Annotated in this window: 19 protein-coding genes; 9 read left to right on the top strand and 10 right to left on the bottom strand. The window is 61.0% G+C overall.

The features are described from left to right. Window positions 1-15: 15 nt before the first annotated feature. From SP99_RS02665 to trpS, 4 genes are all read right to left on the bottom strand, one after another. Window positions 16-267: a DUF7683 domain-containing protein gene (locus SP99_RS02665; protein WP_047957662.1), complete on the bottom strand. Its 252-nt coding sequence runs from the start codon at window positions 265-267 to the stop codon at window positions 16-18. Further along, on the bottom strand, window positions 267-1,808 hold the full coding sequence (locus tag SP99_RS02670) for a colicin E3/pyocin S6 family cytotoxin (protein ID WP_047957663.1): 1,542 nt from the start codon (window positions 1,806-1,808) through the stop codon (window positions 267-269). The genes SP99_RS02665 and SP99_RS02670 overlap by 1 nt, the downstream gene beginning before the upstream one ends. Before the next feature lie 3 nt (window positions 1,809-1,811). Then, window positions 1,812-2,294, bottom strand: coding sequence for a hypothetical protein (locus tag SP99_RS02675; protein WP_047957664.1), 483 nt, complete (start codon window positions 2,292-2,294; stop codon window positions 1,812-1,814). Between the two features lie 251 nt (window positions 2,295-2,545). Continuing rightward, complete coding sequence (gene trpS / locus SP99_RS02680) at window positions 2,546-3,547, bottom strand: tryptophan--tRNA ligase (RefSeq protein ID WP_047957665.1); 1,002 nt, start codon at window positions 3,545-3,547, stop codon at window positions 2,546-2,548. 199 nt (window positions 3,548-3,746) lie between these two features. Between trpS and fosA the strand changes: the two genes are divergently transcribed. Then, the gene (gene fosA, locus SP99_RS02685) at window positions 3,747-4,172 is read left to right on the top strand and encodes a FosA/FosA2 family fosfomycin resistance glutathione transferase (protein WP_047957666.1); all 426 of its coding nucleotides are present in this window, start codon (window positions 3,747-3,749) and stop codon (window positions 4,170-4,172) included. On the opposite strand, the gene SP99_RS02690 is transcribed toward fosA, so the two are convergent. Next, window positions 4,158-5,165: a LacI family DNA-binding transcriptional regulator gene (locus tag SP99_RS02690; RefSeq protein WP_047957667.1), complete on the bottom strand. Its 1,008-nt coding sequence runs from the start codon at window positions 5,163-5,165 to the stop codon at window positions 4,158-4,160. The two genes, fosA and SP99_RS02690, sit on opposite strands and share 15 nt — an antisense overlap. Window positions 5,166-5,350: 185 nt before the next feature. On the opposite strand from SP99_RS02690, the gene SP99_RS02695 reads away from it, so the two are divergent. Next, window positions 5,351-6,439 carry a cellulase family glycosylhydrolase gene (locus tag SP99_RS02695; protein WP_047957668.1) on the top strand — a complete coding sequence of 363 codons (1,089 nt, stop codon included), beginning with the start codon at window positions 5,351-5,353 and terminating at the stop codon, window positions 6,437-6,439. Between the two features lie 50 nt (window positions 6,440-6,489). Next, window positions 6,490-7,911: an MFS transporter gene (locus SP99_RS02700; protein WP_047957669.1), complete on the top strand. Its 1,422-nt coding sequence runs from the start codon at window positions 6,490-6,492 to the stop codon at window positions 7,909-7,911. Here SP99_RS02700 and SP99_RS02705 read toward each other — a convergent pair. The 4 genes from SP99_RS02705 to SP99_RS02720 are packed head-to-tail and all read right to left on the bottom strand — an operon-like array spanning window position 7,874 to window position 12,620. Beyond that, entirely contained in the window at window positions 7,874-8,695 is an 822-nt protein-coding gene (locus SP99_RS02705) for an alpha/beta fold hydrolase (RefSeq protein WP_047957670.1), read from the bottom strand. The two genes, SP99_RS02700 and SP99_RS02705, sit on opposite strands and share 38 nt — an antisense overlap. A 30-nt stretch (window positions 8,696-8,725) precedes the next feature. Next, window positions 8,726-10,345, bottom strand: coding sequence for an MFS transporter (locus tag SP99_RS02710; RefSeq protein WP_047957671.1), 1,620 nt, complete (start codon window positions 10,343-10,345; stop codon window positions 8,726-8,728). Further along, a complete protein-coding gene (locus SP99_RS02715) occupies window positions 10,342-10,749 on the bottom strand; it encodes a DoxX family protein (RefSeq protein WP_047957672.1) in 408 nt (135 codons plus the stop codon). The genes SP99_RS02710 and SP99_RS02715 overlap by 4 nt, the downstream gene beginning before the upstream one ends. Beyond that, complete coding sequence (locus tag SP99_RS02720; protein ID WP_047957673.1) at window positions 10,749-12,620, bottom strand: amidohydrolase; 1,872 nt, start codon at window positions 12,618-12,620, stop codon at window positions 10,749-10,751. The genes SP99_RS02715 and SP99_RS02720 overlap by 1 nt, the downstream gene beginning before the upstream one ends. A 217-nt stretch (window positions 12,621-12,837) precedes the next feature. On the opposite strand from SP99_RS02720, the gene SP99_RS02725 reads away from it, so the two are divergent. The 5 genes from SP99_RS02725 (at window position 12,838) to SP99_RS02745 (ending at window position 20,060) form a co-directional block, all read left to right on the top strand. After that, window positions 12,838-13,524, top strand: a complete 687-nt coding sequence (locus tag SP99_RS02725; protein ID WP_023331928.1) for a hydrolase — start codon at window positions 12,838-12,840, stop codon at window positions 13,522-13,524. Window positions 13,525-13,585: 61 nt separating this feature from the next. After that, a complete protein-coding gene (locus SP99_RS02730; RefSeq protein ID WP_047957674.1) occupies window positions 13,586-13,807 on the top strand; it encodes a DUF1427 family protein in 222 nt (73 codons plus the stop codon). Beyond that, on the top strand, window positions 13,804-14,064 hold the full coding sequence (locus tag SP99_RS02735; RefSeq protein ID WP_010427264.1) for a XapX domain-containing protein: 261 nt from the start codon (window positions 13,804-13,806) through the stop codon (window positions 14,062-14,064). Before SP99_RS02730 ends, SP99_RS02735 begins: the two co-directional genes overlap by 4 nt. Before the next feature lie 23 nt (window positions 14,065-14,087). Next, window positions 14,088-14,468, top strand: coding sequence for a response regulator transcription factor (locus SP99_RS02740; RefSeq protein WP_047957675.1), 381 nt, complete (start codon window positions 14,088-14,090; stop codon window positions 14,466-14,468). Between the two features lie 9 nt (window positions 14,469-14,477). Continuing rightward, window positions 14,478-20,060, top strand: coding sequence for a trifunctional serine/threonine-protein kinase/ATP-binding protein/sensor histidine kinase (locus SP99_RS02745; RefSeq protein ID WP_047957676.1), 5,583 nt, complete (start codon window positions 14,478-14,480; stop codon window positions 20,058-20,060). 3 nt (window positions 20,061-20,063) lie between these two features. On the opposite strand, the gene SP99_RS02750 is transcribed toward SP99_RS02745, so the two are convergent. Next, the gene (locus SP99_RS02750; protein ID WP_047957677.1) at window positions 20,064-20,681 is read right to left on the bottom strand and encodes a response regulator transcription factor; all 618 of its coding nucleotides are present in this window, start codon (window positions 20,679-20,681) and stop codon (window positions 20,064-20,066) included. 284 nt (window positions 20,682-20,965) lie between these two features. On the opposite strand from SP99_RS02750, the gene SP99_RS02755 reads away from it, so the two are divergent. Next, on the top strand, window positions 20,966-21,568 hold the full coding sequence (locus SP99_RS02755; RefSeq protein WP_008501342.1) for an ATP-dependent Clp protease proteolytic subunit: 603 nt from the start codon (window positions 20,966-20,968) through the stop codon (window positions 21,566-21,568). Window positions 21,569-21,623: the final 55 nt, after the last annotated feature.

Here is a 21,623-nt window from a genome sequence, read left to right on the forward strand (position 1 = left end):
ATTTCTAAAGTTAGGTTAAATTTCCCCTCCAGAAAGTTGAAAGGTTAAATCATTAGAATAAAATGTTCTTCCAAGAAGGCTTTCTAAAAGATGTGCCTGATGCTCATTGATATTATAGACGCCAATACCATGCGAAAAATCGCTTCTATCTTCAGCATTCATCTCCATAATCATACATAGGTCATTGAGGTTTTGATGAGGTATTTCGATTTCGAAAAGCAAATCTTCATCTGTTTTGCTGTATGCATCAATTGTGTAAACGATCATTATTTTTCTACCTTTCTGGTTGGGTCTGCTGGCTTAGTTTGCTTACCCGTAGAGGGATCAAACTCACCGAGGTGACTGCGTCCTGAACGATCATAGATCTCAACTGTACCGTGCTGAGAGTCCCATTCGTAAATTTTACCTTTTGAATCCTTCCAACGGGTACGCAGTTTTCCTCCCCCCTTAATTGGTGTTTTCGCTTGAGCTTTCTTAGCATCAGGAAATGCAGATAAAGGAGGGTTTCCTTTAGGAGGTGAATGGTATTTGTGATCTGAATTAATATAGACATAAATCGGCGGCACCCCGCCCACCGGCAGAATCAGAATATAATCCGCAAACGTCTTCTCTTCCGGTGTCGGGCTGGTCGTCACACCAATCCCCGTATCCTCTGGCAGCGGATCAACCACAACCGGGTTCGGTATCCGTACCGGGTTGTGATTGCCCGTATCCCACGGCTTATTCTCTCCGGTGCGGTCCGGTGTCCAGATGAGGGTGATGCCGGGGGCTTCTTCGGTAATAAAGGTGTATGCCTTGCGTCGGCTATCCCACTCCATCCTGCGAACGCGCACGCTGTCTTTGCCCGGCGGCGTATGCCAGCCGCGCGGTGTCGGGTTGCCGCTGGCGTCGTTCTCCCAGGTGAAGCGAACGCGGGTAGGGGCTTCCCGCATCTGCTCGGCGCGCATCCTGTCGATAAAATCCTGCTCGCCGTCGTTCAGCTTGCCGGGAAACATCCCTATCAGCAGCCCTGCGACAGGTGCACCGATGCCTCCAGTGGCTATTTCGCCAAGTGCAGCGCCGCGCACGGCCCATGTGCCGGAAGTGATGGTACGCCCGCCAACCAGTACGAGTTCGCTGGCATCGGCGATCGCGGTTCGCGCGGTCCAGGCCCTCTCTTCAGCCGCAACGGCTGTCTGATACTCTATCTCCTCGTGATACCCGTTCCACCAACGATAAAGTGCGCTGCGTTGCTTCGGCTTTGGGATCGCCTTACGCTTTGCCACCTGAGCGTGCTGCGTGGCGTCGTTGGGCATGGCCTGGTAAAATGCCATCTCGGCGAAGTTGGTGTGCGGCTCACTTCCGGTGCCTGCATCGTTACAGCCTTCTCCACGCAGGCAGGATTTCGCAAAGACCCGGTTGCGATCGCGTACTTCTGCTTGTCGTTGCGCTTCGGCCTGCTCCTCTTTTCTGCGCGCAGCGAGCATGGCCTGATGCTTTTCCTGTGCGATCTGTTCAGGAGAGGGACCGGATCCGAGCCACTCTCCCGATGGGGCGATCACGCGGTTGGTTCCGTGCGGGCAGCCACAAATGACGACAGAACCATCAACGGCTGAGGTTTGTCCCATCCAGTTAACGCGAGGTTCGCCGTCTGCAACAACACCCTGCTTGCCGCATTTAGGGCATGCCGTGGTTTTATCACCAACGCGGATAACGCCGCGACCGTGCTCGGTGCAGTTGGGCAGGGTGCTACAGCATATTGCGCCGGTGGTCGTTCTGTCGCCGTGCAGCGCCTGACCGCGGCCGTAGTTGGTTGAACGGTAGCCCATGGCCTATTCTCCGGGCCAGGTTAAGAAATCCTCATGAGGTGGAATACCTTCGCGGGTGACCAGATAAGTACTGCCGAGCGGTGTGCTGATAATCTCGTCATCGTTATCAAGCAGGCTACCGACCAGTGCAACGCCCTGACGTCTCCAGGAAAACGCTTCGCCAGCTGAGGTCATAATCGTGGCGAGCGTTCCATCCGGATAGGCCACACAGTCGCCTTCGACGATCACGCTGGTGTAACTCCCATCGTCCATGAGCAGTGTGGCTTCACGATCGACGGGAAGTACCATGCCGCCCATTCGGGTCTGGCTGCCAGCCGTGGCGATCCGCCAGATGGCGGTGACGGGATGTTGTAGATGAAAGGCTTCCTGTTCGGCAATGATGGCGCGCGCGTCCTCAGGCATGGCGGCCAGTTCGTCATCGGAAAAAGGCGAACGATCTATTTCCGCTTTTAACTCAGCGGTGAATTCATTGGTATAAAGCTGCATGACAATTCCTTGTAGGGGCAGAAGAGTAAATGCAGCAATGCTAGGTTTTAGACTGTAAGGCGAATATACATAAAGTGGTTAATAAACCGGGCTATAATCCGAAATAAATATCCAGATTGATATTGGTCATCTTTTAAAGAAGGGATAGCAATGGTTCCTGTTAATTATAAATGTAATATTCGCTGAATTGCCGATAAATAATATTATGCAGCGTATGTATTATTTGAATACATACGCTGCATGACGTTATTTTAAAACACCGGCACCCCCAGCCCCACCTTCACCTCCCTCAATGTCTCCTGCGTCACCCCCTGCGCCCGTTCCGTCCCGCGCTTCAGCATCGCCATCAACTCACCCTTATCCTGCATATACATCGCCCTGCGCTCCCGCATCGGCGCAATCAGCTCCTGCAGGCACCCCTCCAGCTCGTTCTTGCACGCCCGGTCGCCCAGCCCGCCTGCCTGATAGTGCGCCTTCATCGCCGCCACTTTCTCCTTGTCCGGGTGAAACGCGTCGAGGTAGGTAAACACCACGTTCCCCTCAATCCGCCCCGGGTCGCTCACCTTCAGGTGGTTCGGGTCGGTGTACATGGCGCTCACCGCACGGTGGATCGTCTCTTCGCTGGCCGAAAGGTGCAGCGTGTTGCCGAGCGATTTCGACATCTTGGCGCTGCCGTCGATGCCGGGCAGACGGCTGGTGTCGCTCAGCATCGCCTTACAGTGGCGCAGCACCGGGGCGGGCAGCAGGCTATTCATCTTGTGCACAATCTCGTTGGTCTGCTCAATCATCGGCAGCTGGTCGTCACCCACGGGTACGCACTCGGCCTTAAACGCGGTGATGTCCGCCGCCTGGCTGATGGGATAGGCCATAAACCCGACCGGCAGCGAGCGGGCGAAGCCCTTCTGCGCAATCTCGTTTTTCACCGTCGGGTTACGCTCCACGCGGGCGACGGTGACGATGTTCATATACAGCATCGTCAGCTCGGCGAGGGCGGGCAGGGCGGACTGCAGGCAGATGGTGGTCAGGTTCGGGTCGATGCCGGCGGCGAGGTAGTCGGCCAGCACTTCGGGGATGTTGTCGCGGATCTTCTGCGGGTTGCTGCCGTTGTCGGTCAGCCCCTGCAGGTCAGCAATCAGCACAAACTGATTGTGCGTCTGCTGGAGCGCCACACGCTGGCGCAGCGAACCGACGAAATGGCCGAGGTGCAGCGGGCCGGTTGGGCGGTCGCCGGTGAGGATGGTTTGAACGTTCATAAAGACTCCTTAATGTGCAGTTGCCGAAAGGGGTCTTAGAAATGTGAAAGCCGCCTTTCGGCGGCTATCTGAAAATGGGGAAAACTACTCCGTGCCGCCTTTAAGAAGGCAGCCACCAGCGGTTTACGGTGAGCACGGCGTGGTTTATGTTCATCTCTTTACCGTACCACGTCCGGCGCGAAAAACAAAAGGGCACGTCATGCTGCAATCACTCAATCACCTGACCCTCGCGGTCAGCGACCTGCAAAAAAGCGTCACCTTCTGGCACGAACTGCTGGGCCTGACCCTGCACGCCCGCTGGAATACCGGGGCCTATCTCACCTGCGGCGATCTGTGGGTCTGCCTGTCGTACGACGAGGCGCGCCAGTACGTGCCGCCGCAGGAGAGCGACTATACCCACTACGCGTTTACCGTGACGGAAGAAGATTTTGTAGCGTTCTCGCAAAAGCTTGAGCAGGCGGGCGTCACCGTCTGGAAGCAGAACAAAAGCGAGGGGGCGTCGTTCTATTTTCTCGACCCGGATGGGCACAAGCTGGAGCTGCATGTGGGCAGCCTCGCCGCGCGGCTGGCGGCTTGTCGCGAGAAGCCCTACGCGGGGATGGTGTTTACCTCAGACGAGGCTTGAGGCGCGCACCTTCAGCCTGCCTGCGAGCGTCACGTGCGTGGCGGCATCTTCCTGATTGCACAGGTACTCCACCGCCAGCCGTCCCAGCTCGCTGTAGGGCAGCTGGATACTGGTCAGCGGCGGGGTGAGCTGCTCGGAGATCTTCTGGTCGTCGTAGCCCGCCAGCAGCATGTCCTGCGGGATGCGCACGCCGTTCACCGCCAGCGCCTGATAGCAGCCAATCGCCAGCCAGTCGCTGGCGCAGAAGATGGCGTCCGGGCGCTCGGCCAGTTCCAGCAGGGAAGCTGTCGCGGTAAAGGACTCGCTGAACTGCCAGTTGGTCTGGCGCACCAGGTCGTCGTCGCACGCGAGTCCGGCCTGCTGCAGCGCCGCCTGGTAGCCTGCCAGACGCTGGCGCGAGGCTTCCATCCAGCTCTCCCCGGTGATGTGGGCGATGCGTGTCGCCCCGCAGGCGATGAGGTGTCTGGTGACCTGGAAGGCGTTGGCGTAGTCGTCCGGGATAAACGACGGCAGCAGCGGCGAGCCGGGATCGCGCTGGTTGAGCAGCACCAGCGGGATGCGGGTGCAGTCCTGGAATGCCGTCATGTCCACCAGCGTGGTGACCGGTGAGGCGAGGACAATCCCGATGCAGTTGCGCTTCTCCAGCTGGCGGATGATGTTCAGCGCCAGCTCGATGTCGTCGCCGTAGTCATACACGGTGAGCAACGTCTCGTTGCGCCACGCGGCTTCCCGCGCCTGGCTGATGGCGTCGATAAACGGGTCGAAGCTCTGCATGGAGCTGACCAGCAGGGCGATCTCTTCCTGGTTGCGCGGGGCGTGAACGGCGGGGAGGCGGTCGTAGCCGAGCTCGGTAGCCACATTAATCACCCGCTGGCGGGTATCGTCGCTGAGCTTGATGTTGCGGGACTGGTTAAGCACCAGCGATACCGTCGCCTGCGACACCCCTGCCGCCCGCGCAATATCGTTCATCGTCACTTTCGTTTTTCGCTTCATCCGTCCTCTCCCTTTCGCGAATTCGCATCATACCCTAACCGCACGCTTTAGCGCCGTCGATCACGTTTCTCATTCATCGAAGCGTGAACTTTGTGAGGGGCGTCGCTTTTCTTATCGCCGTGATTTGCGCATTTATCCTGCAACTAATATTTATTAGCTAAATATTATCAGTAAGAGGACGCGTAATGAAAGAGCAGTGGAGCAGGGAGCAGGCACAGGCGTGGTATCAGCAAAAAGGCTGGCTGTGCGGGTTTAACTATCTGCCGTCGACGGCGGTGAACTGGACCGATATCTGGCAGGCAGAGACCTTCGATGCCGCAACCATTGACCGCGAGCTCGGCTGGGCGGCGGACGCGGGCTATAACACCCTGCGCATCAACCTGCCGTTTATCGTCTGGGAGCACGACCGCGACGGGCTGATGGCGCGCATCGACCGCTTTTTGACGATTGCCGACGGCCACGGGTTCAGCACCATGCTGACCCTGATGGACGACTGCGGCTTCTCCGGCGACGAGCCGTACCTCGGCCCGCAAAAGCCGCCGGTACCGGGCAAGCACAACAGTCAGGCGGCGGCGAGCCCGGGACGCGACAAGGTGTGCGATCCCGACTGTTGGTCGCAGATTGAGCGCTATATCCGCGACGTTGTCCGCCAGTTCCGCGACGACAGGCGCGTGCTGCTGTGGGATCTCTACAACGAGCCGGGCAACCGCGGTATTTTCGCCACCGGCACGCAGGAGGTGCAGTACGACGCGAAGCTGGAGACCTGCGCCCATAAGCTTATGAAGCTGGCGTTCCAGTGGGTGCGTGAAGAAGAACCGACTCAGCCGCTCACCGTCTGCGCGTGGCGTCTGCCGCCGGAAGAGGAGGGCGAGACGTTCTTCCAGCATCCGCTGGACCAGACCGCGCTGGCGCTCTCGGACGTGGTGAGCTTCCACGCCTACACCCACACCGGGCGCATGACGGCGATTATCCAGCAGTTGCAACAGCTCGGTCGTCCGCTGTTCTGCACCGAATGGCTGGCGCGCCACGTGGGCAGCACGATGGAAGAGCAACTTCCGCTGATGTACGCGGCGAAGGTCGCGCCGTACCAGTGGGGTCTTGTGCGCGGCAAAACCCAGACGTGGCTGCCGTGGCCGGTGGTGATGAAGGAGTCCACGGACTACTGCCGCCTCTGGTTCCACGACGTGTTTGAGGAGAACGGCATTCCGTTCTCGCGCCGTGAAATCGCCCTGATGCAGCAGCTACGCAAGATCGCCCCGCAGGCGCAGGACTAATAATATCGACCCGGCGGTCCACCGCCGGGCAACCAGGCAGGCATATAACAATGGCAATGACAATGAAAATACCGTCTCGCGAGTTGTGGTCTTATTTTGGTTATGGTTTAGGTCAGTGTTTTAGCTTTGGTTTAGTGGGTTCGTTTATCAACTATTTTTACACCGACGTGCTGGGGATCTCGGCGCTGGCGGCGAGCACCATCTTCCTGATTGCCCGCGCGTGGGACGCGGTTCACGATCCGCTGTTTGCCAGCATTATGGACACCATTAACAGCCGGTTTGGCAAGTTTCGCCACTTTTTGCTGATCGCCCCTTTGCTGATCACCGGCGTCACGCTGCTGTCGTTCTATAAAATCGAAGCGGACATGACCACCAAAATCCTCTACGCCGGGGTGACGTATATCCTGTGGGGAACGCTGTACGCCATCTCCGATATCCCGTTCTGGTCGATGTCGTCGGTGATGACCAACGACTCCGCCCAGCGTACCCGCGCGGTGACGGCGGCGATGCTCGGGGTGAACGCCGGGATTGCCTGCGCCAACATCTTCTTCCCGAAGCTGGCGGCGTTCTTCGCCCAGTACAGCAACGATAAAGGCTACTTTATGGCGGCGCTGGTGATGATGCTGGTGGGCCTGCCGCTGATGCTTAACGGCTTTATGCAGATCAAAGAGCGCGTGCCGCCGAGCCCGGAAAAGGTGACCATCCGCGACACCTTCCACAACCTGCGCCAGAACAAGCCGCTGTTTATCGTCCTGCTGTCGTTCTTCTTCTGCGTGTTCCACAACGTGGCGGGCGGTCTCTACATCTACTTCTTTATCAACAACCTGGGCGACGGCAGCCTGCAGATGGCGATTGGCGTGATGGGGATCGTGGCGGCGGTGCTGTGCCTGGTCGCGCCGATGCTGACGCGCCGGATGCAGAAGCGGAAGCTGTTTATGATCCTCTGCGGGCTGGACGTGGCGGTACGCGTGGTGATGTGGTTTGTCGGCTATCAGCAGGTGACGATGCTGTTTATTCTCCTCGGCCTGAGCACGCTGTTCGTGATGATGACCAACATTCTTACCTCGTCGATGATTGCCGACACCATCGAGTACGCGGAGTACCACACCCACAAGCGCTGCGCGGCGATCACTTTCTCCGGGCAGACCTTTACCGGCAAGATGTCGGTGGCGGTGGGCGGTGGGTTAATCGGCGTGTTTCTGACGATGATCGGTTACGTGCCGCAGGCGCAACTCCAGAGCGAAGGCGTGCTGTCGGGGCTGTTCTTCGGGATTTGCCTGCTGCCGGCGATAGGGTCGCTGATCCGCATGGGCTTTATGTCGCGCTTTACCTTTACCGAGGAGAAGCATGCGGAGATTTGTCGGCTGCTGGCGGAGCGGAACGCGTCTGCGAAAGCGCCGGGTGGCGGCTGCGCCTTACCCGGCCTACAGAAAATTACAGCGACTTCACAAACGCCAGCAGATCTTCGTTGAGCTGGTCCTGGTGGGTCAGCGCGAAGCCGTGCGGCGCGTTGTCGTACACCTTCAGCGTGGCGTCTTTGATCATCTCTGCCGCCAGCTTGCCGGTGCTTTCAAACGGCACGATCTGGTCGTTGCTGCCGTGAATGACCAGCGTCGGCACGTCGATTTTCGCCATATCCGGGCGGAAGTCGGTTTCGCCGAACGCGGTCACGCAGTCGATGGTGCCCTTCAGGGACGCCAGCAGGGCGATGTTCAGCGTCTGGGTCAGGGCACCGGCAGAGACGGTCTGCCCGGCGTTGATGCCGTAGAACGGGGTGGCGAAGTCGCTGATAAACTGGGCGCGATCTTTACGCAGCCCGTCGCGAATGCCGTCGAACACGCTCTGATCCACACCCTGCGGGAAGGTCGCAGATTTACCAAAGATTGGCGTCACCGCGCCCAGCAGCGCCAGACCGGCGACGCGCGCGCTGCCGTAGTTGTTGATGTAGCGGGTCACGTCGCCACCGCCCATGGAGAAGCCCACCAGCGTCACGTCCTGCAGGTCCAGGGTGGTGATCAGGTCGTTGATGTCGGACGCAAAGGTGTCGTAGTCGTAGCCGTTCCACGGCTGATCCGAGCGGCCAAAGCCGCGACGGTCAAAGGCGATAGCGCGGAAGCCGCGCTCGGCCAGGTAGTTCAGCTGGCTGTCCCACATGTCGCCGTCCAGCGGCCAGCCGTGGCTGAAGAGAACCGGTTTCCCCGCGCCGCAATCTTTGTAGTAAATCTGCGTGCCGTCTTTTGCCTTAAACGTTGCCATAGTGTGTTCCTGTACAGGTGATGGTTAGGGTTATACCGGCGCGACCAGATAGCGAATGGCCGGTGATGTTGTGCCCTGATGAAAAGCCAGAACGCGGCTCTGCAGCAGGAGGTCATTCATGGTGTGGCGCTCCTGCTGGCGCAGATGCTCAATCCACGAGCCCATCAGGAAGGTCTCGATAAACAGACCAGGGCGCTCAATATCCTCGTACACCGCCCAGCTCATCGCCCCGGCGCGGCGGCGCACCCGGCGCAGCTCGTGGACCGCCTCCAGGAAGGCCTTCGCGTTGTGTGGGTCGATGATGTACTCGTGCGAGACCAGCACCGGGCCGCGCTCGTTCGGCAGGTCGATCTCCACGCCGTCCAGCGGCTGGCCGCTCAGGTCGAGGTTTAAATCAGGATCTTTCTCCAGCTTCCAGCGGAACACGGTGGCGCTTGCCAGCACCATCCCCAGCGTGGCGACCACCAGCGAGGTTGGCGTGCCGAACTGCGACGCGATCTGCCCCCAGATGGCGCTGCCCGTGGTCATCGAGCCGAAGAACACCGTCAGGTAGACCGCCAGCGCCCGGGCCTTCACCCAGCGGGCGGCGCTGCGCTGCGCGCCGAGGTTGAGGGTGGAGAGCACCGCAATCCACGCGAAGCCGGTGAAGAACTCAAACAGATTAAGCAGCCAGACGTGGCGCACAAACGCCAGCGCCAGCATGGTGAGGGCAAAGGTCAGACTGGCGGCCACCATCAGCCGATCGGCGTTCAGCCGCTGGCGCAGGCGCGGCAGCAGAATGGCCCCGGCAATCGCCCCCAGGCCAATGCACGCCAGCATCACGCCGTAGCCTGCCGGGCCTAAGCCCAGCTCGCGGCGCGCCACCAGCGGCAGCAGTGCCCAGCCTGCGCTGCCGAAAATGAAGAAGGCCACCGTGCGCACCAGCACGTTGCGCAGCACCGGCGCGGCGTGCACGTAGCGAATGCCCGAGCGCACCGCCGAGAAAAAGTGCTCCGGCGGCAGACGCTGAATGGACGGGGCCGGACGCCAGCGCCACAGCACCCACGCCACGCCAACCACGGACAGCGCGTTCAGGGCAAACACCATCCACGGCCCGGCGAGCGACAGCAGGAAGCCCCCGAGCGCCGGGCCAATCGCCCGGCTGATGTTCACCCCGAGCGAGTTCAGCGCCACGGCGGCACCCAGCTCCGGCTTGCTCACCAGATCGGGCACCACGGCCTGGAACGGCGGCGAGCTCATCGCCGCCCCCACGCTCAGCAGAAACGTCGCCACCAGCAGAACGGCGGGGGTCACGTGTCCGGTGAAGGAGAGCACCGTCAGCCCGGCGGCGGCAATGAACACCCACAATTGAGAGAAGAGCAGGTATTTACGTCGGTCAACGATGTCCGCCATCACCCCGGACGGCAGGGCGAAGAGGAACATCGGCAGGCTGCTGGCCGCCTGTACCAGCGCGATATCCAGCGGATCGGCGCTCAGGGTCAGCATGCTCCAGTTGATGCCGACGTCGCTCATCCATGAGCCGACGTTAGAGACCACCGTGGCGATCCACAGCATGCGGAACACCGGCTGGCTCAGCGGCTGCCAGGGCGAAACCGTCGGTGCGGGCGTCGTCTCGACGTGTGCGTCGCGAACGTCGTTAACCTGGGTCATGCGAACCTCTCCGCTGCCTTACGCTGCAGCCGCCACTGGCCCGGCCCGGTGAGGGCAAGGGTGGTGAAGATAATCAGCAGCAGCCAGCCAAACTGCCCTTCGGCAATCGACCAGTTCGGGTGGACCGCCAGCATCGCCACCAGCAGCACGGCGATAATCGGCAGGCACGCCAGACGGGTGTAAACACCCGCAATGATCAACAGCGGGCAAATCACCTCGGCGACAATCGCCGGGATCAGGCTGGCGTAAGGCCCGAAGCCAAACGGATCTTCAATGCGCGTCAGCTCTTCGCTGAAGTGCAGCACCTTCGGCAGGCCGTGCACGTAGAGCAACAGCAGGCTGCCGGTCAGGCGCAGGAAGAACAGCCCCAGGTCGATCCGGGGCGGTATAGTGGTGTTTTTCATCAGAATGCAAAGCAGCTGCAGCCCAGCGCCCCCCAGAAAGCGTTATCGTCGGACACCGGCATCGCTGACGTGCGGGCGAAATCATGCTGGTGGCTGTGAACCCCGCACGGACCGCTGCAGTGGTGGACAGCGCTCATGCCAACGCGTGCGGCCTGCGGCGGCGCGCTGCGGTAGTGGCCCGGCACCTTCACCACCGGGGACCACTCGGGCAGAACCGGAATGGCCGGCGGCGCGAGCGGGCCAAAGCTGCCCGCGGCGTAGACGATATCGCCGTTGACCACCGTCAGGACGGACTCGATGCCCTTGATCTCCTCTTCCGGCACGCGGAAGTAGTCTTTGCTCAGCACCGCCAGGTCCGCGAGCTGGCCGACCTTGATCTGCCCCTTCAGGTTCTGCTCGCTGGAGAACCACGCGCTGCCCTGGGTCCAGAGCATCAGGGCGGTATCGCGATCCAGTCGGGCGCTGTGATCGTACATCTGCATCCCGCCGACGGTGCGGCCGGAGACCAGCCAGTAGAGCGCGGTCCACGGGTTGTAGCTCGCCACGCGGGTGGCGTCCGTCCCTAAGCCCACCGGCACGCCGGTCTCCAGCATTTTCGCCACCGGCGGCGTGTGGCGGGTGGCTTCGATGCCGTAGCGTTCGGCAAAGTACTCCCCCTGGAAGGCCATGCGGTGCTGCACGGCAATGCCGCCGCCGAGCGCTTTGATGCGGTCGATGTTGGCCTGTGACACGGTTTCCGCATGGTCGAAGAACCAGTGCAGGCCGTTGAACGGAATGTCGCGGTTCACCTTCTCGAAGACGTCCAGCATGCGGCTGATGGATTCGTTATAGGTGGCGTGCAGGCGGAACGGCCAGCGGTGCTCCACCAGATGGCGCACCACGCGCTCCAGCTCGTCCTCCATGCCCGGCGCGAGGTCCGGGCGCGGCTCGAGGAAGTCTTCAAAATCGGCGGCGGAGAAGACCAGCATCTCGCCCGCGCCGTTGTGGCGGAAGAAGTCGCTGCCCTGGCCCGGTGTGAGCATGTCGGTCCATTTTTCAAAGTCTTCCAGCTCGTGGCCCGGACGCTGGGTAAACAGGTTGTAGGCGATGCGGATGGTCATCTGCTTTTTCTCGTGCAGTTCGGCGATCACCTCGTAATCTTCCGGGTAGTTCTGGAAGCCGCCGCCCGCGTCGATGGCGCTGGTCAGCCCCAGGCGGTTCAGCTCGCGCATGAACTGGCGGGTGGAGTTGACCTGCTGCTCCAGCGGCAGCTTCGGCCCTTTGGCCAGCGTGGCGTAGAGGATCATGGCGTTCGGACGGGCAATCAGCATCCCGGTCGGGTTGCCGTTGGCGTCGCGCTGGATCTCGCCGCCCGGCGGGTTTGGCGTGTCTTTGGTGTAGCCGACCACCTTCAGCGCGGCGCGGTTGAGCAGGGCGCGGTCGTACAGGTGCAGGATGAAGACCGGGGTGTCCGGCGCGGCGTCGTTAATTTCGTCGAGGGTCGGCATGCGGCGCTCGGCGAACTGGAACTCGGTCCAGCCGCCCACCACGCGCACCCACTGGGGCGACGGTGTGCGCAGGGCCTGCTCTTTCAGCATCCGCAGGGCATCGGCCAGGGAGGGCACGCCCTCCCAGCGCAGTTCGAGGTTGTAGTTCAGCCCGCCGCGGATCAGGTGCAGGTGCGAGTCGTTCAGGCCGGGGATGGCGGTGTGGCCTTTTAGATCCACCACCTGAGTGCCGTCGCCGTGGTGTTGCATCACCTCGGCGACGGTACCCACTTCCAGAAATTTACCATCGCGCACGGCAACGGCTTCCGCGACAGGGTTCTCGCGATCGACGGTGTGAAACTGGCCGTTAACCAGAATGAGATCGGCTTTACCGAGGGTAACCATAACTGCTCCTGACTGAGAGGGGAATGGTCAGGATTATGGGAACCGGTTTCGGCAAAGATCCAGTTATACAATAGGATAGGTATACCAAAGTATAACTATACCTAAGGTTAACTATACGAAGAGATAATTACGCGCGGAGACGGAAAACCGCAGGATGGGGGCGACTTTATCGGCGTGGCACTCACGGCGATTTCACCCTTAACCACTGGAAAATGCTATGACCTCTTCAAAGCTCGAAGTATTAACCCCTGCGAACTGTCAGATTATTTTCATCGACCACCAGCCACAGATGGCGTTTGGCGTGCAGTCGATTGACCGCCAGGTGCTGAAAAACAACACCGTGGCGCTGGCGAAAGCGGCCAAAGTGTTCAACATCCCGACCATCATCACCACCGTTGAGACTGAAAGCTTCTCCGGTAACACCTATCCGGAGCTGCTGGACGTGTTCCCGGGCCAGGACATTCTGGAGCGTACCTCCATGAACTCCTGGGACGACCAGAAAGTGCGCGACGCGCTGAAGGCCAACGGCAAGAAGAAGGTGGTGGTTGCCGGTCTGTGGACCGAAGTGTGCAACAACAGCTTCGCCCTGTGCGCGATGCTGGAAGGTGACTACGAAATTTATATGGTGGCGGACGCGTCCGGCGGCACCTCCAAAGAAGCCCACGACTTCGCGATGCAGCGCATGATCCAGGCAGGCGTCATCCCGGTGACCTGGCAGCAGGTGATGCTGGAGTGGCAGCGCGACTGGGCGCGTAAAGAGACCTACACCGCGGTCATGGACATCGTACGTGAGCACTCCGGCGCGTACGGCATGGGCGTGGATTACGCCTACACCATGGTGCACAAAGCGCCGTCTCGCCAGAAGAGCGAGCACCGCACCTTAGCGCCGGTCCCGGCCCGCTAAGCCCCGCTGGCGGGCTGGTCCCTCATCCGGCTCGCCGCTGCCTTTATCTCTGGAGTTCACAATGAGTACTGGGCTGATATCCCTTGCCGCCGGCGTGCTGATTGGCCTGATGTATGCCGTGCTGAAGGTGCGCTCCCCCGCGCCGCCCGCGCTGGCGCTGATTGGCCTGCTGGGGATGCTGGCGGGTGAACAGGCGACGCGCCATCTCTTATCCCGCGACGGCGCGCCGCCGCCTCAGGTGACCGTTGTGCAGGCGACATCGCAGACGGGAGCGTCCTCATGAAAGCGTGGATAATTTCGCTGGTGTGCGGCGTGGTAGCTGGGGTAATTTACGCCCTGCTCGACGTTCATTCCCCGGCGCCGCCGGTTGTTGCCCTGCTGGGCCTGTTTGGCATGCTGGTGGGCGAACAGCTTATCCCGGTGGGACGACGTTTACTGAGTCGCGAACCGCTTACCCTCGCCTGGTTTCGTCACGAATGCGTGCCGAAAATCAGCGGCACGGCGCCCCCTGCGCCCGCGAAGGACGATCGCGACGTTTAATGTTTTGTGAGAGGAAAGACAGCATGACGCTGCCGTGGCGCATTGCCATCATTGATGACGAACGTTCCGTCCGCAGCGGGTTGAGTAATCTCCTGGAGTCGGAAGGCTATTCGACCGATACGTTTGATTCGGCAGAGGTATTTCTCAGCCACCCTCTCGCCCTGTCCGGCGCGGCGCTGGTGATCACCGATATCAAACTGCGGGGTATGAGCGGCCTGGAGCTGTTCGACAAGCTGCGGCTGCTGGCCGTACCGCCGCCGCCCGTGCTCTTTATCTCCGGTCATGCTGATGAAAATATGCAGCGGTACGCCCTCAGTCTGGGCGCCGCTGCTTTTTTGCGTAAGCCCATTAACATCGATATTCTGCTGGATCATATTCAGCGGGAGCTGGCCCGCCGACAATAAGGATCGCGGATGAACGAACACGAGCAGCCTGCATTCTGGCCCGCCCAGGGGAATCTTCACCAGGGGCGGGTTTTTGTCCTTAAAGAGGATGTGATTTTTACCGTGCTGGCGCAGGAGGGGGGGATTTCGTGGATGCATGCGCGACATCCTCATTCCGGCGGCTCGTTTATTATTGCCACCGCGGTGAGCGACGAAGAGGAAGAGCGGGCCACCCGGCTGCTTAAAAACGAGTTTGCGCTGCGCGATATGCTGCAGGACAGCTGGGCCATTCGCGCTGTCGCGTCCACCCAGTACCGGGGGCGCTTCGCGCTGGTCTATGCCCCGTTTTCCTTTGAACTGCTGGCGCGACGCGCGGGCAGGGCGATCTCGGGGATCGCGCGCTTTATCGAGCTGGCGATCCAGATCTGCGTTCCACTGCGCCAGATGCATCTGCAAAACCTGATCCACGGCGATATCAAGCCCGGCAGTATTTTTGTCCATCACGATGCCACCTGTCGTCTGGGTAGCTTTGGCCTCTCCTGCACGCTCTCCGATGCCCTCTCCGGGACCCGGCTTGCCGTATCAGGCGGCACGCCTGCCTGGATGTCGCCGGAGCACACCTCGCGAACCCAGCGTCCCGTTGATAACCGCAGCGATCTCTACAGCCTCGGCATGGTGCTGTATGAACTGCTGACCGGCCGCCTGCCGTTTGAGCTGGGGGAGGACGACCAGACCAACTGGGCGCATTACCACATTGCCTCAGCGCCGCTGGCGCCGGACGCGATACGCCCGGACGTGCCGGGGATGCTGTCGACCATCATTCTGAAGCTGCTGGAAAAGCACCCCGATAACCGCTACCAGACGGTAGACGGGCTGATTGCCGATCTCCGCCGCTGCCAGGCGACGTTGACCTGTGAGGGCGACATTGTTGCCTTTCCGCCCGGCCAGCAGGACCGCACCCCGGCAATCCATCTGGCGGATTCCCTGTTTGCGACCCATCCGCAGGCGAACGACATCATTGCCGCGTTTGAGCGGGTAGGGCAGAACCGGGTGCCGGAGCTGGTGACCATCGGCGGACCGTCGGGGATCGGCAAATCCTCGATCATCGCGACGGCGCTTAAAACGCTGCAGCAGCGTACGGTGCTGCTGGCGGTGGGCAAAGTCGATCAGTTTTCACCGTCGTTGCCCTACGGCGTATTAAGTTCCGCGTTCCGCTCCCTGACGCTGCACCTGCTGGGGCTGCCGGCAGACGAGGTGGCGAAGTGGAAAATCCGCCTCTCGCGCGCCCTTGAGGGATATGAAGAGCTGGCCGTCAGCCTGGTGCCGGAGCTGGGCCTGCTGCTTGAGAGCAAGCCGCGCTTCTCGGCGGATACCTTTTCCATTGATGCCCGGGCACGCTTCAGCCATATGGTGCTGGCGCTGGTGAAGACCTTTGCCTCACAGGGCTGCCCGCTGGTGCTGGTGCTAGACGATCTCCAGTGGAGCGACGCCGCCAGCCTGCATACGCTGAAATATCTGCTGGTCAACGGCGGGGCTATCCCGCTGCTGGTGGTGGTGGCGCACCGCGATATCGGTTCGTTATCCGACCCCACAGTGCAACAGCCGCTGGCGAGCCTGCCGGAGGCGGCACAGCATGCGAGCGAGATTGTCCCGCAGGCGCTGTCTGTTAAAGCCGTGGCCCGCTGGCTGGCGACGGTGTTTCGCACCCGCAGCGCGGCGACGACCGATCTCGCCACGCTGATCCATGAGAAGACCGGCGGCAACCCGCTCTTCGTGCACGAATTTTTCCGCCGCATCGTCGATGACGGGCTGGTGGTGCATAACAAATATCAGGACAAGTGGCATTACGATCTGCAGGCGATCCGCGCCCGGCATTACACCGAAAACGTGGTCACTCTGGTGCTGGAGCAGCTCGAAGAGTTGCCCGACGAGACGCGCCGCCTGCTGGGCAGCATTGCCTGTCTCGGCGGCACGGGCGAGATGGAGATGATGTGCCGCGTGGTTGGCCTGTCGATGGCGGAGATGCGCTATGCATTGCATCCGGCGGTGATGGCCCAGCTCATCGTGCTGACGGAAAAAAAATACGCCTTCACCCACGACAGGGTGCAGGAGGCCGCCGTTGCGCTGCTGGATCGGCATGAGAAAAGCCACATTCACCTGACGACCGCCAGCCTGCTGGCCGACGCCGCGCGGCAGGCGGCGGGAAACGAGCTGCTGTTCCGCGCCGTTCACCACGTCACGGCCGCGCTGGACAGCATCCAGCCTGCCCCGCAGCGCCAGAGATTCCGTGAGCTGAGCCTGCTGGCCGCGCGACGGGCGAAGCGTTCGGGGGATTACCTTTCGGCGCTGAGCTATATTCAGACCGCCAGAGCGCTGGGCAACGCCGGGACGGTGTCAGACTTTATGCTCGATATCGAAGAGGCGGGCTGCGAGTTTGCGCTGGGGCACCTGGCGCGCACTCGTGAGCTGTGTGACGCGATCCTCGGTTGCCCCGGCGGGCTGACCGAAAAAGCGCTGGCGGCCAACCTGCTGGTGGAAGTCTACATTCGCCAGTCCGACAGCCGTCTGGCGCTGGAGGCGGCGCTCTGCTGGCTGGGGGTGTTGGGCATCCAGATTGGCCGCTATCCGGAAGACGCCGACTGCGACGAGGCCTGGGAACGCTTCTGCAACCGTGCCAATGGTGCGCCACAACCTCTTTTTACCCCGCTCGCACGCATGGAGAATCCGGAAACCGAAGCGGTGATGAACCTGCTTTACAGCGCCAGCATTTGCGCCAGCTTCATCTGCCCACGCCTGCACTTTTTACTGCTCTGCCGCATGATGCACCTGACCCTCGATCACGGCATTACCGGCGCCTCCACCACGGCGATGGCCTGGTTTGGCGTGCTGATGGGCCACCGCTACGCCGAGTACCGCCTCGGGTTCCAGTTCGGCACGCTGGCCCGCGAGCTGGTGAGCCGCCACGGCTACGATGCGTTTGAAGCCAAAACCCTGCTGCCGCTCGACCAGCTTAGCGTCTGGACCCAGCCTTTATCGTTTACCATCGAGTGCGCAAAAGCCTGTTTCAGCGCGGCGGTGACCCACGGCGATATGACGATGGCCTGCTTTGCGGCCTGCCACCAGGTGATTAACTTCCTCTCGCGGGGCGATCACCTGGACGGAGTGCTGACCAGCATCGATCGCGGCCTGGCGTTCGTGCGTAAAACCCACTTCCAGGACGTGGAAACCATTTTGATGGTTCAGCGCGGCTACGTTGAGTTTCTGCGCACGCCGGTCATCGGCACCTGGACCGCGTCGCAGGTATTGCCCGAGGCGCTGCTTCCCGCGTCGCCGGAGCAGGCCCCGGAGCAGACTTCCACCATGCTGTTCTGGTACTGGCTCTACCGCGGCATGGCACACTTTACCTGCGGGGAGTATGCCGACGCGCAGGCAGATCTCGAGACGGCGGGCTGGTATGCCTGGTCTGCGCCGGGACACATCCACCTGCTGGATTATCATTTCTACAGCGCCCTGGCGCTCTCCCGTCAGCTGACGCCGGAGACCTTCTCGGCGAACCATCGCCGCAGCATTCACGCCCATTACGACAAAATCGCCCTCTGGGCGCGCATTAATCCCGGCACGTTCGCGGATAAAGAGGCGTTGATCTATGCAGAAATTGTGCGTCTGGACGGGATGAACAGCATTGCCCTTGAGCAGTATGAGAAGGCGGTCAGGCTCTCCCGCGAGGGCGGGTTTAATCCGATTAACGCCCTGGCCCATGAGCTGGCAGGGCGCTTTGCCCTGGCCTGCGGCTACCCGACCGCCTCGGATGCGCACTTCCGCGGTTCGATTGCCGCCTGGGGCCGTGCCGGGGCGCAGGCCAAGGTGCGCCAGCTGGAGCAGGATTTCCCGCACCTGCTGGCCTCCGGACAGGCCAGCGCCTACGACACGGTGGCGTTCGCCCAGAATGAGACGATCCGCGATCTGCAGAGCGTGATCAAAGCCTCTCGCGCGCTGTCGGAGGAGATCAATCTTGAGCGCTTAATCGAAAACCTGATGACAATCCTGCTCGAACGCGCCGGGGCGCAGCGCGGGCTGCTGCTTCGCGTGAGCGATAGCCTGATTCCGGAGATCGAAGCCAGCGCCTGGACCAGTACCGAGGGCGTGCGGGTGCGGATCCTGAAAGACGTGCCGACGGCGACGGACCTGCCGCTGTCGGTGCTGGCGGCGGTGATCCGCACCGGGCAGGAGATCCGCACCGGTAAACCGGAGGAGTTCCACCCCTTCAGCCAGGATCCTTATCTGGTGACCTCGGGAGCGGCCGTGATGTGCGTCCCGATGTTCAAACAGGCGCGGCTGGTGGGGGTGCTGTACCTGGAAAACCGCCTGATGCCGGAGGTCTTTACCGCCGAGCACTCGCGCGTGGTGAGCCTGCTGGGCGCGCAGGCCGCGGTCTCCCTGGAGACGGCGCGGCTGTACGCCGAGCTGCTGGCGGAGAACATTCAGCGTCGGCGGGTCGAGAAAGAGCTGCGCGCCAGCCAGACCTCGCTGATGCTGGGCGAGCAGATCAGCCACACCGGCAGCTGGCGCTGGGAGCTGGAGCAGGACCTGATGTTTGTCTCGGACGAGTACGCCCGCATCCTCGGCCTGCCTGAACAGCAAAAGACGATCTCCATGGCGGAGTTTTTGACCTTCGTTCATGAGGACGATTACGCCCGCATCAGCGCCATCGTCACCCGGAGCGTGCGCGACGGGCTCTCCATGCGGGCGGAGTTTCGCGTGAAGCGTCCCGACGGCTCAACGCGCTACATCCTTGGGATTGGCGATCCGGTGGGCGTGGGCAGCGAGGTGAACGAGTATTACGGCATCATTACCGATATCACCAGCCAGCGCGCCGCGGAAGATGCCATGCGGGTGGCGCAGGCGGATCTGGCGCGGGTGTCCCGCGCCACCACCGTCGGGCAACTGACCTCCTCCATCGCCCACGAGATCAACCAGCCGCTGATGTCGATTGTTTCTAACGCCGGGGCGAGCCTGCGCTGGCTCAGCCGCGAACCGGCCCGGCTGGATAAAGTGCGCGAAGGGCTGGAGGAGATCGCCGCGGAAGGCGCGCGGGCGGGGGAGATCATTCGCAGCATTCAGTCCCTGACGCGCAAGCAGGATCCCACCTTTTCGCGTATCGATCTGCATGACCTGATCCACCATATCATCACGCTGTCGCGTAGCGAGCTGGAGCTGCGACAGATTAGCGTTGATTATCTGTTGCAGGCGCAGGAGAGCGTTATCACCGGCGATAGCGTGCAGATCCAGCAGGTGCTGCTTAACCTGGTGATGAATGCGGTAGAAGCGATGGCCGAGGTGACGGATCGTCCCTGCGTCATCACCCTCAGCACCAGCAATGCGGACGGGAAAGTTATCGTCGAGATCGCCGATACCGGCAGCGGCATTGAGCCCGAGCGGCTGGAGCAGATTTTTGACTCGTTCTACTCCACCAAAGCGCAGGGAATGGGGATGGGGCTGACCATCAGTGCCAGCATCATCGAGCGCCACTGTGGGAAGCTGAGCGCGCGCCGCCGGGAGCCGCACGGCACGGTGTTTGCCTTTGCGCTGCCGCTGGCCGAGCAGGAAGGGTAAACGTTACTCCGAAGGCTGGCTTTTGGTCAGGCGCTCAACGGCCCTGACCAGCTCTGCCACGGAGCGCACCTGCATTTTCTCCATCACGCGGCGGCGATGCACCTTCACCGTGATCTCGCTGACGCCCAGCTCGGCGGCAATCTGCTTGTTCAGCATGCCGCTAATCGCCAGCGTCAGCACTTCGTGTTCGCGCGGCGTGAGGGACATATGCCGCTGCTTCAGGGCGTAGTGCTCTTTATTGCGTACGGCGTTGTGTTCCGCCAGCCGGAGCGCGGATTCAATGGCGTCGATAAGCGCGCCAGATTCAACGGGCTTGGTGAGGAATTCGTAAGCGCCGCCCTTGATGGCGCGCACCGACATCGGGATGGTGCCGTGGCCGGTGAGGAATATAATCGGGATCTCGCGCCCGCTGTCTTTGAGCGCGTCAGCCACCTCAAAGCCCGAGATGGCGGGCAGTTGCATGTCGAGGATCACGCACGACGGCAGCTCCTCAAAGCGGTGTTGAAGAAACGCTTCTGCCGATGAAAAGCCGATGGCGTTTAAGTCTGCCGATTCCAGCAGCCCGATTACGGAGTGCCTGACTGCGTCATCGTCATCAACCACATACACAATGTGTTCCATTCACCGCCCCGGTGCTGATTTACATGTCGAGGATGCAAACAGTCCCGACGGCTACGTAAGAGACTGTTTATGCTGACTTTCATCTTAACACATTAAATATCATTATCATTTAACAATATGATAACCGTATGAAGTATAGCGAGCCGGGGCGGGAGTGGTGAAGGAACGAAACGCGTGCAACATGGGCAGTATGACTCAGCGCCCTCGTTATTTGTCGGTGAGGACTTTGATCGGTAAAACAGGCTACACTCTGGTTTTGAGCGCTAATTGCTGAGGACATAACAATGCACTACACACTGAAAGAGAGCGACAAGGATAAAGCGGAAGGGTCAAACGGCGCGGGCGCTCTGCAGCAAAAACTGCTGGAGTCCCGTTCGATTGTGATCTCCGGTGAGATTAACCAGGAGCTGGCGCAGAAAGTGATCACCCAGATGATCCTGCTGCAAAGCGTCAGCAACGATCCGATCAAGCTGTACATCAACAGCCAGGGCGGTCACGTGGAAGCGGGCGATACCATCCACGACTTTATCAAATTCATCCGCCCGGAAGTCCACGTTATCGGCACCGGCTGGGTGGCAAGCGCCGGGATCACCATCTTCCTGGCGGCGAAAAAAGAGCACCGCTACTCGCTGCCCAATACCCGCTTTATGATCCACCAGCCGCTGGGCGGCGTGCGCGGTCAGGCGACGGATATTGAGATCGAAGCGCGCGAAATCATCCGCATGCTGGATCGCGTGAATAAGCTGATCGCGGATGCTACCGGCCAGCCGCTGGAAAAAGTGAAAAAAGACACCGACCGCAACTTCTGGATGTCTCCGGCAGAAGCGCTGGACTACGGCATCGTGGGCAAACTGATTACCCATTATGACGAGCTGAAGCTGGATTAAGTTTTCGCGCCGTGTATGTGTCGGGTGGCGTCTACGCCTTACCCGGCCTACACGC

This window comes from Enterobacter sp. BIDMC92 (genome assembly GCF_001030225.1).
In the GTDB taxonomy this organism is placed as follows: domain Bacteria; phylum Pseudomonadota; class Gammaproteobacteria; order Enterobacterales; family Enterobacteriaceae; genus Enterobacter; species Enterobacter sichuanensis.